This window comes from Micromonospora sp. NPDC005206 (genome assembly GCF_040608175.1).
Taxonomy (GTDB): domain Bacteria; phylum Actinomycetota; class Actinomycetes; order Mycobacteriales; family Micromonosporaceae; genus Micromonospora.
The window spans coordinates 17,783-33,244 of record NZ_JBEXHU010000031.1; the positions used below are offsets into that span (position 1 = coordinate 17,783).

16 protein-coding genes are annotated in these 15,462 nt (G+C 70.9%); all 16 read right to left on the minus strand.

The annotated features are described in order from the left end of the window. Positions 1-192 precede the first annotated feature (192 nt). The 16 genes from ABZU69_RS33185 to ABZU69_RS33260 all read right to left on the minus strand — a co-directional run bounded on the left by ABZU69_RS33185 (position 193) and on the right by ABZU69_RS33260 (position 15,456). Positions 193-1,212 carry a C40 family peptidase gene (locus ABZU69_RS33185; protein ID WP_354968239.1) on the minus strand — a complete coding sequence of 340 codons (1,020 nt, stop codon included), beginning with the start codon at positions 1,210-1,212 and terminating at the stop codon, positions 193-195. Positions 1,213-1,287: 75 nt separating this feature from the next. Then, complete coding sequence (locus ABZU69_RS33190) at positions 1,288-1,629, minus strand: hypothetical protein (RefSeq protein ID WP_354968240.1); 342 nt, start codon at positions 1,627-1,629, stop codon at positions 1,288-1,290. Positions 1,630-1,705: 76 nt separating this feature from the next. After that, complete coding sequence (locus ABZU69_RS33195) at positions 1,706-2,035, minus strand: hypothetical protein (RefSeq protein ID WP_354968241.1); 330 nt, start codon at positions 2,033-2,035, stop codon at positions 1,706-1,708. A gap of 142 nt (positions 2,036-2,177) precedes the next feature. After that, the gene (locus tag ABZU69_RS33200) at positions 2,178-2,582 is read right to left on the minus strand and encodes a hypothetical protein (protein WP_354968242.1); all 405 of its coding nucleotides are present in this window, start codon (positions 2,580-2,582) and stop codon (positions 2,178-2,180) included. Continuing rightward, positions 2,579-2,980: a hypothetical protein gene (locus ABZU69_RS33205; protein ID WP_354968243.1), complete on the minus strand. Its 402-nt coding sequence runs from the start codon at positions 2,978-2,980 to the stop codon at positions 2,579-2,581. Before ABZU69_RS33205 ends, ABZU69_RS33200 begins: the two co-directional genes overlap by 4 nt. Positions 2,981-3,099: 119 nt before the next feature. Continuing rightward, entirely contained in the window at positions 3,100-4,089 is a 990-nt protein-coding gene (locus tag ABZU69_RS33210) for a DUF932 domain-containing protein (RefSeq protein ID WP_354968244.1), read from the minus strand. A gap of 77 nt (positions 4,090-4,166) precedes the next feature. Then, positions 4,167-4,424, minus strand: coding sequence for a hypothetical protein (locus tag ABZU69_RS33215; protein WP_354968245.1), 258 nt, complete (start codon positions 4,422-4,424; stop codon positions 4,167-4,169). A 74-nt stretch (positions 4,425-4,498) separates the two neighbouring features. Further along, the gene (locus ABZU69_RS33220; RefSeq protein WP_354968246.1) at positions 4,499-5,785 is read right to left on the minus strand and encodes a MarR family winged helix-turn-helix transcriptional regulator; all 1,287 of its coding nucleotides are present in this window, start codon (positions 5,783-5,785) and stop codon (positions 4,499-4,501) included. 177 nt (positions 5,786-5,962) lie between these two features. Then, positions 5,963-6,553 carry a hypothetical protein gene (locus tag ABZU69_RS33225; RefSeq protein WP_354968247.1) on the minus strand — a complete coding sequence of 197 codons (591 nt, stop codon included), beginning with the start codon at positions 6,551-6,553 and terminating at the stop codon, positions 5,963-5,965. A 14-nt stretch (positions 6,554-6,567) separates the two neighbouring features. Then, the gene (locus ABZU69_RS33230; protein ID WP_354968248.1) at positions 6,568-7,299 is read right to left on the minus strand and encodes a hypothetical protein; all 732 of its coding nucleotides are present in this window, start codon (positions 7,297-7,299) and stop codon (positions 6,568-6,570) included. Positions 7,300-7,393: 94 nt separating this feature from the next. Then, a complete protein-coding gene (locus ABZU69_RS33235; protein WP_354968249.1) occupies positions 7,394-8,086 on the minus strand; it encodes a hypothetical protein in 693 nt (230 codons plus the stop codon). Between the two features lie 308 nt (positions 8,087-8,394). Beyond that, positions 8,395-9,246 (minus strand): replication-relaxation family protein, encoded by an 852-nt coding sequence (locus tag ABZU69_RS33240; RefSeq protein WP_354968250.1) that lies wholly within the window; start codon positions 9,244-9,246, stop codon positions 8,395-8,397. A gap of 198 nt (positions 9,247-9,444) precedes the next feature. Further along, positions 9,445-11,904, minus strand: a complete 2,460-nt coding sequence (locus ABZU69_RS33245; protein WP_354968251.1) for a DUF87 domain-containing protein — start codon at positions 11,902-11,904, stop codon at positions 9,445-9,447. Then, positions 11,904-13,607, minus strand: a complete 1,704-nt coding sequence (locus ABZU69_RS33250) for a DUF87 domain-containing protein (protein ID WP_354968270.1) — start codon at positions 13,605-13,607, stop codon at positions 11,904-11,906. The genes ABZU69_RS33245 and ABZU69_RS33250 overlap by 1 nt, the downstream gene beginning before the upstream one ends. Before the next feature lie 44 nt (positions 13,608-13,651). Continuing rightward, positions 13,652-14,542 carry a PrgI family protein gene (locus ABZU69_RS33255; RefSeq protein ID WP_354968252.1) on the minus strand — a complete coding sequence of 297 codons (891 nt, stop codon included), beginning with the start codon at positions 14,540-14,542 and terminating at the stop codon, positions 13,652-13,654. Next, on the minus strand, positions 14,539-15,456 hold the full coding sequence (locus ABZU69_RS33260) for a hypothetical protein (RefSeq protein ID WP_354968253.1): 918 nt from the start codon (positions 15,454-15,456) through the stop codon (positions 14,539-14,541). Before ABZU69_RS33260 ends, ABZU69_RS33255 begins: the two co-directional genes overlap by 4 nt. Positions 15,457-15,462: the final 6 nt, after the last annotated feature.

Consider the following 15,462-nt stretch of genomic DNA (forward strand, 5'->3'; position numbering starts at 1 on the left):
CGGTGCAGGATGCGTGCAAGGTGAACGCGGTCCACACGCGGGAGGTACATCGGCGCCGGTTGTGTCCGGTCCGCCGGAGCGGTCTCTGCGGCCTCATCCCCGGCCGTGACAGATGCACGGATCTGCCGCGATCCGCTCACCAAGGTCGGCAGTGATGAGCATCAAGCGGGATCGAGGTGGTATCCGAGGCTGTTACAGCACAACCCGCCTGATGGCGGCGATCTGGCCTAACCAGTTGCTCAGTCGCGAGACCTTGACCACGTCGCCGGTTCTTGGCGCCTCGGTGATCAATCCCTGACCGAGATACATGCCGACGTGGCGGGGGTTGGCCATAGTCCCTTGGCTGCCGGGGATGAAGACGAGGTCGCCGGGTAGCAGGAGCGCCGGGTCGGCCACCGGCTTGCCGGCGTTTACCTGGTCGGTGGTGACGCGCGGGATAAAGATGCCGGCGGCCCGGTACGCGGATTGCATAAGCGAGGAGCAGTCGCATTGGTTGGCGGGGTCACCGGAGTGCGGGTCGGTGCAGGAGCCGCCGAAGTGGTACGGCGTGCCGAGTTGGCTCACGGCCCAGACGATGGCGGTCGCTACGGCGGGTGGGGTGTTGGCGGGTAGCGCGAACCCGGCGGGGAGCGCGTCGAGGGCGTCGGTGGCGCAGTCGACGAGTGTGCTGGTCAGCTGCTCCACGAGGTGCAGGGCGTCGTCGGTCCACCTGGCGTAGGCGTCGGGGAATGCCGACACCTGGACGGCTTGCGCGGCCTGAGTGAGCGGCATCGTCTGCCAGCCAGGCACGGTCTGGAGCCTGTCGAAGAACTTGCCGGCCTGGTAAGCGGGCTCGGACAGTTGCGCGATGGTGCCCCAGCCTTGGCTGGGGCGTTGCTGGAAGACGCCGATGGAGTCGTGGTCGTTGCGGTCGCCGAGGAAGGGCAGGTTGCGCAGGCCGGATTCCTGCATGGCAGTGGCGACGGCGACCGTCCAGCCCCAGCGGGGTACGCCTTTGGTGACCCCGACGTCGACGATCGCGGCGGCGATGTCGAGTTGCTCGGTGTCCCATCGGTCGGGGCCAGGCGGCTGCCCGGAGGGGCGTAGGGCGGACGGGGCGGCGATCGCGCATCCGCCGGGGCCGCCGCCGGTGACGGAGGACAGCAGCAGGAGGGGCAGGCCGAAGCAGGCGATGACGACGACGGTGACGACGCCCATGATGAGCTTTGTCATGGTGATGACCTCTCGGGAAAGCAAGAAAGGGTCGGTCTGCGTGCGGGTGTGCGGCTGGAAGCCGCGACGCGCGTTCTAGCGGCGGTAGACAAGGGGGAGTAGATCGGCGTGGGTCTCGCGGAGGAGGTCGGCGATCAGGGTGCTGGCCGGGAACAGCGGGTAGCCCATGTCGACGCGGGTGGGGTAGCGCCAGTCCCAGTGCCCGGGCTGCAAGCTGGGCACGTACCGGAGGGCGTCGGCGAATTCGAGGAACACGGCGCCGTTGATCTGTCCGGCGAGCAGGGGCAGGGGCTGGCTGGCGCAGGCGGCCAGGCAGTGGCAGTCGGGGTCGTTGTAGATCGAGCGCGGTTGGCCATGGTGCATCGGGCAGCGGCAGTCGCAGGCGCGCTCGCGGGCATCGCGGTAGGTGCGGTGCATAGATTTCTTCCTTGGTCGTGGAGCACGAAAAGGGTCGTGGGCCGCCCGCTTGGGCGGCCCACCTTGAGCGGTCGGGTCAGTCGGTGGACGTGTCGAGGACGTTGGCGGCCCGGCGTAGCAGGTGCTCGATGACGAGGCCGGCGTCGTAGACGTCGGCGCGGGTGTCGACCTTGGTGGCGTGGTCCCAGTCCCAGGTGCCGTTGGTCATGGCGGGGACGTGCCAGAGGTCGCCGCCCTGGTCGAGGAAGAGTGCGCGGTCCCGCTGGTTGGGCAGCAGCGTGATGGGTTGGGTGGCGCAGGTGATGGTGCAGGCGCAGCCGGGCTCGTTGTAGGTGGTGCGCGGCAGGCGGTGGTGAATGATGCAGCGGCAGTCGCAGACCCTGCGCCACGGTGGCGTGTACGTCACGGGTTCCTCCGCAAGGGTGTGAATGCGCGTACGCCTCGGTCGCCGCCGGCGTAGGGGCGGCTTCCGAGGCGTACGCGGTGGGGACGGGTGGTGTCAGGCCGTCAGCGGGTCGACGGCGGGGGCTGGAGATTGTGTGTGTTCCCTAAAGCAGGTCGTGCTGGATTTGGCGGGTCTCCTGCACGGTGAGCAGGTGGGCCGGCAGGCGGGGCACGTGTTCGCGCCAGGCGCGGTAGAGACGGTGGGTTCCGTCGATGAGCAGCGGGCCGGGCGGGTGTCCGCTGATGGTGAGCTGACCCACGATCAGCGGGCGGGTCAGGTCGGTGGTCATGGCGTAGGTCCGATTGAGGGCGGTGCTGGTCGGGCCGATGAGGCCGGTTGCCCACGGGTTGGGGTTGTCGAGATGGGCAAGGCCGTACGCGGCGGCCCACGCCGGCACGTCCACGGGCCGGGTGTCGCGGGGCGACACCGCGATCAGCGCCTGCGCGGCGTCGATCGAGAACACCCACGGCCCGAAGTGGAACGACTGGGGTAGTCGAGAACCGGTCACTGGTGGTCCTTGTTCGCGGTGACGCGGGTGTAGATCGCGATGCAGCGCAGGATCAGCTCGTGTGAGGCCAGGGTCAGCAGCCGTTGCCGCTTGTCGTCGCGGAGCTGGTCCCAGATGAGGACGGTGACGCTGGCCGACCACAGGTCGACGAGGACGCCGTCGATCTTGGCGTGCTGCCGGTGGGCGACGATGCGCCGCAGCGTGTCGATGAGCGTGGCGTCTCCGGGTGGATGGTTGGCGTCGTCGGGTCGTTGCGCTTCGGGCAGCAGGGTGTAGCAGTCCTCGCAGGTGGACTCGACGCCCGGCGGGTCTTCGGTTTCCCACCGCTGAACGTCGGCGGCGGGCAGACCGCACACGGACTGTCGGAGGTCTCGGGGGTGGCGGATGTGGCGGATCATCGGCAGGCCGTTCCGTCTGATCCGCGCCGCCTGGTGCTCGGCGGTGCCATGGGTATGTCCGTTCTCTGCGGGTCGGGGCGGCGGTCGGTGGACCGCCGCCCCGACGTGTCGAGGTGCGGTCAGACCTTCAGCAGGTCGAAGGCGGCCACCTTCAGCTCACCGACGTTCCCGGTGAGCACCCGGTTCGCGCGGGCGAACTCGTCCTTGGCGGGCTGGTAGTGGTCGAGGTACTCGGTGATGGCCTGGTAGCCGGCCCACCGGCTGCCGGCGATGGCCTTCTGGGTGTCGGCCTCGCGGATCAGGTACTTGAGGGTGCCGAGGCGCTGCTTGGCGTTGTTGCGGGTCTGCTCGGAGGCGTTGTCCTTGACCAGCCACACCTGGCCGACGACCTCCTCGAACTCGCGCATGGCCAGCTCGGTCTGAAGCATCCGCTCGGCGGCCTTCTCAAAGGTCTCCATGTACTTCCACATCAGCCCCAGCGCCTCGCGGGCCTGGCTGATCTGAGAGTTGACGTTGGAGGTGTGCCGGAACGTGTAATGACCGACCGAGTGGGCGAAGGCGGCGCGTTGGGTGTTCGCACACACCACTCGGATCGGGCTGGCGTCGACCCGCAGCGCGGCGGTGCCGTCGTGGGAGGTCGTGCCGATCAGGTAGAGGTCCAGCCGGTCCACCCCGGCGATCTCCATCGCTGTAGGCAGCTTCATCGTGACGAACACGCTCTTGCCGCGGCGCAGGCTCCCGGCGGTCTCGAAGTGGGCGCCGCCCACCTGATCGACCAGGCGATCGAGCATCTCGGCGCACTGCTCGTTCTGGACCACGGTGTAGTCAGTGCCGACGATGCCCAGGTACTCGGTATCACCGGTGACCGGGTTGCAGCGCACGGTCATCCGCTTGTCGTCGGCGGGGATCTGTACCTCGACGCCGTTGACGATGTCGATGCCGACGGTGCGGATGGTCCGCACGCCCCAGTCGCCGAGCCGGGCCGCGGCCATGATCTCCTCTGCCTTCATCGTGTCCTGGGTGACGGTGCCCAGCTGGTGCCAGGCCGACAGTCGGGCGCTGGCGAAGGCGGTCATTCCGTCGGCGAACGTCTCAAGTTCGTGCGGCACGGGTTTCTCCTCTTCGATGTGCCACGGGGGCCGAGCACATGCGCTCGGCCCCCGCGACGGGTTCGGGATGGTGCGGGTCAGGACTGTTCGGCGCGACCTTCGCCGGTCGTGATCGCACCGGCGTAGGCGAACGCCATCGGTTCTTCGGTGACCGGGATGAGGTGACCGGTGGCGGCGGCGTGCAGGCAGCACGTGGTGACGGCGCTGGTGCCGATGCGGCGCCCACCGAGGGTGGCGTTGATGAAGCGGGCGATCTCGTGCGGCTTCAACGGATGGCCCGGCCGCTCGGCGAGGTAGTCCAGAACCAGGTCAGACAGTGGCCGGACATCGGGCATGGGGTTTCTCCCGGTGAGCAGGTTCCCGGGGCCGGGCGGTGGCGCGGCTCCCGGGTGGCGTCGGCCGTGCCGGGTCAGGACTGCGTGGTGTCGTCGCTTGCCTGCCCGGTGCCGTCCGCGTCGGCTCCGGCGGTGGTGCCGGTGTCGGCCGGCGCGGAGTACGCGAAGGTCAGCGGCGCGTCGGAGACCAGGAGGATCCGGCCGCCGGCGGCGGCCTTGGTGCAGTTGTTGCGCACCGCCCCGGAGCTGACCGCGCGACCGAGCTGTCCGCTGATGGCGGTGGCGATGTCCTGCGGGCTCATCGCCCGGCCCGGGTTCGCGGCCAGGACGTTGAGGGTGAGCCTCTCCAGCTCGCCCCGGCCGAACGGTTGGCTGCCGTCGGCGTTGGCGGTCGCGTCGCTGCGGCGGCCCACGCTCGCGGTGATGCCCGTCGCACGCGACGGCGTGCGACGGGGCAGGGTGACGACGTGGGTCTCGCCGTCCGACGCGACGACGTGCAGCGTGCCGTCCGCCCGGATCAGGGGCAGCACCGCCGCCGTGGCGCTCGGCGCGGTCGCCAGGGCACGGATGACCTGGTAGCACAGCGGGCAGCGAGGCGGCTCCGGGTTCGGGTCGACCTCGCTGGCCTTGGTCGGGCCGGCGATCCACCGTTGCGGCGGGCCGGGCAGCCGGCGGGCGGCGTCGGCCTGCTCCATCGCGGTGAGCAGCCGGGAGGCGCTCGGGTGACTGATACCGCTCTCGGCGACGATCACGTCGAGGGTCGCGCCGCTGTCGCCGTAGTCGGCCAGGACGCCCTTGATGGCCATGACCTTGCGGTCACCGGGTCGAGTGGGCTGCACGGCGGCGACCGTCGGTGCCTGCTCGTCCTCGCGACCGTCGGCGTCGTCGTCGGGTGTGTCGTCGGGGTCGGTCGCGTCGTCGCTGTCGGTCTGGCTGCCCGGCTGGTCGGTCGTCTCGGTGTCCGGCTTGTCGATGGCGTCGTCGCTGCCGTCGTCCGGTCGGTCGTTCTCGGCGTCGGCGCCGTGGACCGCATCGGTGGGCTGGTCGGCCATCTCCATGCGCGGCTGGTCGGCCGCGATGTCGGAGTCCGGGCCGCCGATGTCGGCCGCATCGGCGGACAAGAGGGCATCGACGGAGCTCGGCGGGGTGAGGGTCCACCGGGTAAGGGTGCCCTCGGCCGGGTCGGCGCCGGTGTCCACCGCGACGATGACACCGGCGTCGGCCAGGGTCTTGATCGCCTTGTCGGCGGTCGAGCGAGCCTTGCCGGACTTGTCGGCCAACTCGTGGACGTTGCCCTGACCGAGATCGGTCAGAGCATCGAGGACGGCCTGCGTGGCAGGCGTCAGGGACAGGTGTTCCATCAGGGTTTCCCTCCTCGGGAACTGGTGGGGACGCCCGGCACGGTGGTGTGCCGGACGTGGTGCGCCGAGTTGCGGGCAGCGGTCAGCGCGGTAGGCGCGTGACGTAGTGCGCTGGCGAGGGGTGCCGCCTAGGTGCGGCCCGGTAGTCGTGGCGGTGGATGGTGCCGCGCCGGCCGGTCAGTGGCAGGGGAGTGTCTCGCCGGCGGTGGCCTGCAGGATGTAGAGGCGGTCCTCGGTCGGGTCGCGGTAGATCCCGGCGTCGCCGTGGGACAGCCACAGCGGGTTGACGCTGCCGGGCGGGCGGAGCCTGGCGTCGGACGTGCCGACCTTGATGTGGGTGGCGTGTCCGGCGAGGTTCTGTCGGCGGCAGGAGTCGGTGTGTGGCAGGACGACCAGGACCGTGTCACCGGGGTTGACGTAGCGCCGCCGCACCGACCGGCCCGGGTTCGCCTGCGCGTACGCGGCCCGTGCCTCGTCGCCGATGAGGGTGTCGATCCAGTTGCGGGCGTACCGGTACTCGCCGGCCAGCTCCCTGATGGTCTCCACCGGGCCGGCGACCGTGCTGGTGGAACCGTTCAGGTCGTCTTCGTTGATCAGTAGGGTGCGCAGCTGGTCCACCGCGTGCAGCAGTTCGGTGCGCAGGTGCCGCAGGGTGGCGGCGGCTTCGGGCAGGTGCGCGGCGGCGGGGACCGGGTCGGCGGCGTGTTGGTCGAGGGTGCGCTCGGTCGTCGCGGTGATCCAGCGACTGATCGTGTCGAGGTGCGGCATGAGGTTCCCCTCCTTCAGCTGGTCAGGTGGGCGAGTTCGGCGGGGTCGAGTTGGTTCGGGGTGCGATTGCGCCAGGTGTCGGAGTGGCGCAGGTGCCACCAGCGCAGCAGCGACCGGCAGGCCGAGGCGAGGTCGTCGCACGCGGGCAGCGGGTACGCCATCGTGGGTGGGGTCTGGTGGTGCAGCAGGGTGATGTACGCGGTTGGCGTCCACCCCGGGGCGGTTTCGGTGACCTCGCCGATCACCCGGTCCGGGTAGGGGATGTCGAAGACGCTGGTGGCCTCGCTGTCGGGCACCACCAACCAGGTGTGGGCCTCGGTACGGTGCAGGGTGGCGACGCCACGCGACGGGTCACCGGGGTACAGCAGGAGGTGCCGCTGGTCGCCGTCGCCGATCGTTCGGTGGTTGCGCCAGGCGCGGTAGGCGTCAACGAGCACGGTTCCCAGGACGATGTGTCGCTCGCGGGCGGCGAGCGCCTCGGTGAGGGCTTGGTGGTAGCCGGCCATGTGCAGATCGGCGCGGGCAGCCAACCCCTGTCGTGCCCTCCCGGCGAGCGCACCGGTGCGGGCGAGGGCCTCATCGAGCGTGGTGGTGCTGTCGGTGAAGTCGCGGGCGGTCTTGTGCAGGACGCGGGCGAGGTCGCCGAGGGCGTCGAGAGTGGCCGTGTCGAGGCGCCACAGGTGCTCGGGGAGGACGTCGTTGGTGTCGGCGGCGATGCGCCGCAGCGCCGGGTCGGTCAGGAACACGGGGGATCTCCTTTGCGAGCGGTCGGGTTGGGGCATGGCGACGACCGGTCGCAGCGGGGCTGCGACCGGTCCTTTGGTCCGTCAGGCGTTGTGGTTAGGCGATGGCGACGGCGCACAGCCGTGCGGTGGAGCGCAGGCTGCGCAGGTAGCCGCATGCCTCGTTGAGGAAGCGGAACCGGTCGGCCACGGAGTCACTGGCCGGGGTGAGCAGGCGGCCGTCGGTGGTGATCAGCGCGTCGCCGATCAGGGCGATGCGCCAGTGCAGCCCGACGTACGTGGCTTCGCCGGCCTGGTAGACGGACAGCTCGTACGGGTCGAAGGACAGGGCGAGCATCGCCAGGACTCGGGGTTGCTGCTCGAAGCGGCGGCGGGCCTCGGCCAGGCGGAGCTTGGTCGGGTCGGCCTGGTGCTGGGCGAGGTAGTCCTCCCACGGATGGGCCGCACGGGTTGTCGCGGCGATGTGGGTGTTCCAGGCACGCCAGCGCAGGGCGGCGTCGTTGGCGGCCTTGGCCGCGGTGCCGGTGAGGTCGAGGCGACCCTTGCGGCCTCCGGCGGCCATGGTGAGCGCGCCGAAGCGGCGGGCGGCGTCGAGGAGGTAGTAGCCGAGGAAGCGGGTCAGCCAGCCGATGAGGCGGCGGTGGCGGACGTGGTAGCGGCGGGCCGGGGTGCCGTCGGCGTGCAGGAGGTCGTTGACCTTCTCCGAGGCGGCGAACCAGTCGGCGTCTTCGCCGGGGGCGAAGCAGACGGTGACGACGACCTGGTCGGACGGCGGCATGGGCGTGGGCATGGCAGGGTGCTCCCTTCGGGCAGGGGTGGGCGTGGAGGGTGTGCGTCGTGGTGCCACCGGATCGCGGCGTCTGCGCCGGGAAGCTGCCGTGCAAGGGCGCGGGGCGTGGATCACGAGCCGACCGGGAGGTGGGCTGTGGGTGATCCCGCTGGCGCGGGCAGGTCCAGGGGACAGACGGGCGGCGGTGCGAGCAAAAAGAAGAAGCTGCACCGTAGCGTCGCGACCTGACAGCACCAGCTCTGTCAGGATTGCCGAGGACGCCTCTGAGCTGCGCTGACAGGATTTCGTCGCGAGACTGCCAGGGTCTGTCAGCGCACGAAGCCGCTCTCGTCGTAGTTCGGGTTGTCCGCGACGGGCTGGCCGTGGTCGCTGGGCAGCTCGGTGAGCCGGACTCGGCCGGTGGCGCCGCCAGCAAGCCAGACCGCGTCGGCGGGGTCGGTGGGGTGGGTGGCGGTCGCGAGGGGAACGCTGTCGCGCCGGCCGCGCAGGAGTCGGTGCAGGTGTTCCTCCCGGTGCTCGCTGCCGAGCCAGAACAGCACCGGGTAGCGGGGGCCGCCGCGGCGGATCAGCTGCGCGTACCGGTCGAGCTTGGCCACCACCCGACCGAGGGGTTCGGTGCCGGTGTCGGCCTCCAGGAAGAATCCCACCGTGGTGTGCGCGACGCTGAACAGGCCGTGCCCGTCGGCGGTGATGGTCCGGAACTGCTTGGTGGTCTTCGTCTCGGACCACCACCGGTCCAGCCGCGCCTGCGGGTGCTGGCGGGTGTGCACGGTGAGCCGAACGAAGAACTCGTTGGCGATGCGCAGGTGGGTCAGGTTCGGGTTGGCCGAGAGCCGGTCGACGCTCTGACGGCTGGCGCGCACGGTGGGCTCGGGCCAGTGGTGAGCCGCGGCCTGAAACCGGCGCCCCTGGTGGCCGAGCGTCCAGTGCCACGGCTGGCTACCACCCCCAGCGCGGGCGAACCGGAAACGGTCCAGCAGGCCCAGGGCCGCCAGCTCGCCGAGGCGGATCTGACAGGTTCGGCGGGCGAGGAACAGCATGCGGTGGACCTGATCGGTGGTGAGGACCTGGTGGTCGTCGAGCAGCTGCAGGAGCCGACGGTCACGTCCGGTGATGTGGGGGTAGATGGCCAGCAGGCTGGCCGAGCGTGATTGCGGCATCGGTGCATACACCCCTGGAGAGAGAGTCCCGGAGGGAGTCTGGATGAGTTGATCTCGATGTCGGTGCTGGCGTCGAGTGGGTTGCGGCAGGTCAGGCACCTGACAGGCCAGGTGCGGTGGGCTCGTGTGGGGGCTCGTGTCGCGGACACCCCCACACGAGCCCCCGGTGCCGCACCCAACCGAGCCTCCGAACGCGGGTTAGCGTTCGCGGTCGGTCATGCGCCGTTTCATCGCGGTACGGGCGAGCTGCTGCATCGGCGGCTCACCACCGGTGCGGCTGTGGGCGGCGGCGCACTCCTGCCGGATCGCGGTCGCCTCACCCACCGGCGGCGCCGGCGGGTTGGTCACGAAGGTGAACCCGGGCAGCTCCCGGTTGCCGACCAGCAGCCGGGCGGCGGCGGTGTACACGTCGAGGTGGGCGAGGTCGTGCTCGTCGAGCTCCGGTTTGGTGTGTCGGGACAACTCCCGCGCGTCGGCCGGGTCGACGGTGAAGAACAGCTTCGACCGTGCGTTGGCCGACACCGCCGCGGCGATGTCGTGGGGCAGTTGCGCCAGGTCCTGGTGCGCCAGGACCAGCCCGAGCCGGAACCCGCGCGCCTCGGCCAGCATGTCGCCGACGTTGCCGGGCAGCGTGAGGAAGTTGTGGCACTCATCGATGTAGAGGCTGGCGTCTTTTCGCTGGTCTTCGGGGATGCTGGCGCGGGCGATGGCGGCCTGCCACACCCGGGCGACGATCATCGAGCCGAGGATGCGGCTGGTCTCCTCACCGAGGATGCCCTTGGGTAGCCGGCACAGCAGCACCCCGCCGTCGAGCACCCGGCCCATGTCGAACGACGAGTGGGCGTTACCGATCACCGATTTCACGAAGTCCCGCAGCAGGAAGGCTCGGAGTCGGGCGAGGACGGGTGCGATGACCTGGCCGCGGAACTGCTCGTTGATGCCGTCGTACCAGAGCCAGAACCCGCCGAGGCCGTCCGGGTCGTCCAGGCCGTGGGTGAACCGGGCCCGGAAGTCCCGGTCCTGCAGCAGCGACGGGACCAGGCTCAGGGTTGGTTTCGCGTGGCGCATCAGCGTGAGGCAGGCGACCCGCATGGTGTCGTCCATGCGGGGCCCCCACTGGCCCTGGAAGATCTTGGCGAAGATGCCGACGAGGTTGTCCACGGCCAGGTGCGGGTCGCCGCCGTCATCGAGCGGGTTGAAGCAGCCAGGGTTCTCCTGATCCGGGTCGATGATCACGATCTTCTTGGCCTGCGAGGCGGGCAATCGGTCGAGGATGTCGGTGATCAGGTCCCCGCGCGGGTCGATGACCACGGTCCCGCGCCCGGACTTGATGTCGCCGAGGATCATGTTCAGCAGCAGCGTGGACTTGCCGACGCCGGTCTTGCCGACGACATGCACGTGCTGGCGGGCGTCGGAGACCTTGAGCCCGACGCTGTGGTGGCCGATCTGCGAGCGGCCCAGCACCTTCACGCCCCGGCCGCCGGAGGGGACCTGCACGGGCGCCGGCACGGCCTTGGCCTGGGCCCGATCGAGGCCCGGGACAGCGAGGTCCTGCGGCAGGGCGGCGAGGGCCGCGAGTTCCGCGACGGTGGCCAGGAACCCGCGCCGCAGTCGCCGTCCGGCGATCGTGGCCACCGGCTGGGGCATCTTCATCCGCCGCAGCCGATTCGGGCCGGTGTACGCCGCGGCAGCTGAGGCGATGGTGTGCCTGAGCCCGCCGAGGCGTGAGCGGACCTGGGCGGCCCGTTGCGGGTCTGGTGGGGACGTGCCGGCGTCGGCCGCTACGGCGAACCGGACTGCGATCTCGTAGTGCGGGACCCGCACGGCCTTGTCCACGATGGTGCGGGCGTCGGCGACGGCCACCGGGTCCCGCTCGCCCGGACGCACCACTGGGGCATGGGTGCGTGGCCGCGACGAGCCGGGCGTGAACACGTCGAGGAACCACAGCAGCGGCTCGATGGCCAGCCGCACCGCCCCGGTGACGGCGCGGGTGGCCAGGTCGGGCCGCCCGCGGCGATGGCTGCTGGTGCTCGCCGCGGCCCTGCGGGCGGCGCGGACGCGGCGGGTGGGTGCCGGGCGGGCGAGGATCTGCACACAGGCGTGTTCGCGGTGGCGTACCTGGGCGCCGGCGGCGAGCAGCGCCCGCAGCGGGTCGGTGTCGTGCTCGCTGCGCAGCGGCAGCCCGTCGGTGTGCTGCGGCCAGTGCGCCCCGCCCACCTGCTCGGCGACGGTGGGCGGAATCGGCGGTGCGGCGCCGGAGGTGGTGAGGGTGGCCGCGGGCCAGGCCGCCCGGACGGCGGCCTCGACCGCGCCGTCCGGCACCGTGCCGGGCACCCAGACCCGGATGGTCAGGGACCGGCCGGTCCAGATGTACTCCCAGCCGACGTGCGCGATGCCGAACAGGCGCTGCTGCCACACCGACGGCGTCAGCACGCCGACCAGCGTCATCCAGAACGCCGCGGCTGCCTCGGCGGTGACCTCCGGCGGGGCGGCGATGCTCAGCCACCGTGCGCCGATCGTGAACCGCTTGTGCCGCCAGGCGAGCACCTGATCGTGGCCGAACACTGCGGCGAGGATCGCGGCGGCGGCGATGAAGCCCAGCCACGGCCGGGCGATGATCCAGTGCCCGACGTCGGCGGGCCAGGTCGCAGTGGTCATCATTCGGCTTCCCCGATTCCGGTCACGGCGAGCGTGTGCTCGGCCGCCGATCCGACACTGCGGAACGGGATCCGGCTACGACCAGCAACGAGCAGGCCCTCACCGCGCGGAGCCGACAGCAGCAGCCTCGACTCCCCAGCGGTCAGGCCGAACGCCTCGGACACCGCGTCGATGGACTGCGTGGACTGGCGCATCAGCACCTGCGTGGCGGCGTTGGACACCACCGCCAGGCCGAGGTCACTCGACAGGACGTCGGAGGCGTCCTGGGTGATGACGCACAAACCTGCGGAGCGCTTGCGGGCGGCCTTGGCCATCCGGAACAGGAACCGCGCGCCTTCGCCGTCGCGCATCAGCAGCCACGCCTCGTCCACGACGACGAGCCGTCGACGCCGGCGGGCGCCCGCGGGCGCAGTGTCGATGCCGGCCCAGATCGAGTCGAGGGCGAGCAGAGTTCCCACGGTGCGCAACTCGTCGGGCAGGTGCCGCAGGCTCCACACCACCAGGTGGCCCTCCGGCCGGGTGGATGTCGGCCCGTCGAACATGCTGGCGAAGTTGCCGACCGTCCACGGCGCGAGCCGGGCGGCCAGGTGCCCGGCGGCGGGGTCGCCGTCCGCGTCGAGGGTTGCGGCCAGGTCGCGCAGCAGCGGCGCGGGTGTGGTCCAGGTGCCCGGGTCGCCGTTGATCCCGGCCCGGTTGTAGGTGGCGGTGATCGCCCGATCGAGAGCGGCGCGTTCGGCCGGCGGCGGTGCCGCGCCGAGCATGACCGAGATCAGCGTGTGCAGGTACAGCCCGCGCCGCGTCAGGGTGTCGGGACGGTTGTCGGCGGGCAGGTCGAACGGGTTGACCCTGACGCCGGGCTGACCGAGCTGCACGACGGCGCCGCCGACGTGCTCCGCGAGGGGCGCGTACTCGTCCTCGGGGTCGATGACCGACACTGTCGTGCCCTGGTACAGGTTGCGCAGCACCTCGAGCTTGACGAAGTAGGACTTCCCGGCGCCGCTGCGCGCCAGGACCACACTGTTGTGGTTGTCCTGCGCCCACCGGTTCCAGATCAGCACCCCGTTGGAGGTGGTGTTGACCCCGTACAGCACCCCCTGTGGTGGGGCGACGGTGCCCGGGGCCGGTGCGGCGAGGTCGGCCGAGGCGAGGGGGAACGCCGCCGCGAGGGCGGTGGTGTCGAGGATGCGGCGCATCCGTAGCGGGTCCACGCCGACCGGCAGCGTGGCCACCCAGCCCTGCTGGTGGCGGAACGTCGCCGGCTGCACGTCCAGCAGCACGCTGGCCGCGGCGGACTTCACGCCCGCGGTGACGGTGGCGAGTTCGTCGAGGGTACGGGCGTGGATGGTGACGTAGATGCCGACGTCGAAGAGCTTCGCCGCCCCGCGGGCGACGCGTTCGGCGAGGTCGGCGGCGTCGGCCGCTGCCGCCTCGACCATCGGGTCGCCCAGCCGGCCCTGGCCGGCGTCGAGGCGGCGGGAGGACTCGAGGCGGGCGCGTTGGCGCTTGAGCATCGGCGCGGCCAGTTGCGGCGCCACCGGGTCCAGGTGCACCGCGACGTCGACCCGCCCGGGGTAGGACAGCAGCGGGTCGAGCCAGGCGGGGCCGACCTCGGCCGGGTAGCCGCACACCGCGTAGGTTGCGGCGTACCCGTCGCCGACCTGCACGTGCCACGGCGTGACCGACAACGCGGCCGGGGAGGGCATCCCGTCCCCGGCCGCGACACTCATCTTGCGCTTTTTCAACAGGTTCACGATGTGCTCCGCAGGGTGATCGGGGCGCCGGGTACCGCACGCGGGCCAGGCACCGGTGGGGAGAACGGATCGACCGCGCCGGCCAGCGCGGAGGCGACAGCCGGCCCGTCCAGAGCGGCGGCTTCGACACCGAGCCCGCACAGGGCGCGCACAGCCGTGTCGGCCGCGTACTCGCCGGTGACGACGGCGAGGACCTGGCGGCGCAGCGGATCGCGCTGGCTGTCGAGGTCGAGCAGGAACGAGGCGTAGTCGTCGGCGGCGGCTTGCAACGCCGGGTGCGCCAGGCGCGGCGCGTGGTCGACAGTTGCCTGCGCGTAGACGCTCAGGTCGTGCCGCTGCGCGGCCACGACGATCTGCGCCGGCCCGGTCAGGCTGTTGAGGAACCGCCCAAACCCCTCCAACAGGGCCCCCTGCTCACCGCCGGTGCGCAGGTGGATGTTCGTCGTGCCGCAGGCGATCAGGACCTTGCCGCTGCCCTCACTGGTCAGGACTCCGGTCGGGCTGACCGCCGTGACCGGAGAGCGCAGCGGCGTCGGAAGGCTCGGCTCGCCGGCCACGGCTGCGACCGAGCTGACCCGAGCCCTACCCGGAGCGAGCGTGCGCGGCCTACGGCTGAGCGCGAACCCGTGCCGCAGCCACACGTCCAGCGGCAGGCCGTCACGGCGGCCGAGCGCCACCACGACCGCCACGGCGAACACGACTGCCCCAGCGACGATCCACGCCATCTGCGGCAGCAGATGCCCGAACGTGCGGTAGACACCGAACCCGACCAGGCCGGCACCGCCGACGATGCCCAGCTGCCGGAACGTCAGCCCGAACGCGATGCGGTCGGGCTCGTTGACATTGGCCGGGACAACGGCGCGCGGCACGGTGTCCTCGATCGTCATCGCCCACCTCGCAAGGCCGCACGTCCGAGCCTGCCGAGCGGGAGACGACGGGTGATGCCCTGGATGACCACTGCCCGCAGCAAAACCCCGCCGCTGTTCGGCGACCCCTTGCCCGTCGCATAGCGACCCATCATCGCGGGGATCTTGACCGTCATCCACAGAACCACGGCGACCAGCAGCAGGTTCAACACGTCCGAGCCCGGCAGACCGATCAGGACCGGAACGCTCGCATCCGGGTCGGTGAGCAGGTGGATGCCGGTGGAGAACGCGATGGCCTGCAGCACGGCCGTGCCGAGGCAGCCCAGCAGGCTGCGCCACCACAGTTCGGCGGTGGGTTGCGTCCAGGGCAGGCAATAGCAGGCCAGCGCGAGCGGGGCGAGCCCGGCCAGGATGACCAGTACCGCAACGCGTACGACCCAACCGGTGACGAGGGTGAACATCAGTCCGACGATCAGTAGTCCGATGATCAGTGCGATGAGGGCGTTGGCCGGATCGATGAGGGCGGCGGCCACGTGGGTGCGGGCCAGCGTGACAGCTTGCGTGGTCGGAGCCGTAGTGCCGACCATGGCCACAGTCAACGCGTTGGCGACATCGATGAGCACGGCGCAGAGTGGGACCGCAAAGTTCGACAGGATGAACCCGACGACTAGGCGTGGCACGAGTTCCTTGACGCCGTATCGCATCTCGACCGAACTGCTGGTCATCGTCACGATGCCGGCGGTTACCAGCGCGAGGATGTAGCAGGCGTTGACGACCAGCGCGCTCTTCGCGGCGATGGTCTGCACCTGCGGCAATACGGTGACGTCCGGCGACAGGAACATCGACGACGTCAGATAGGCCAGGAGCCCGCCGAGGAGCTCTTGCAGCCGCTCGGCGAGCCATTCCACCAGGCCATTCATCATCCAGTTGACCATGACAGA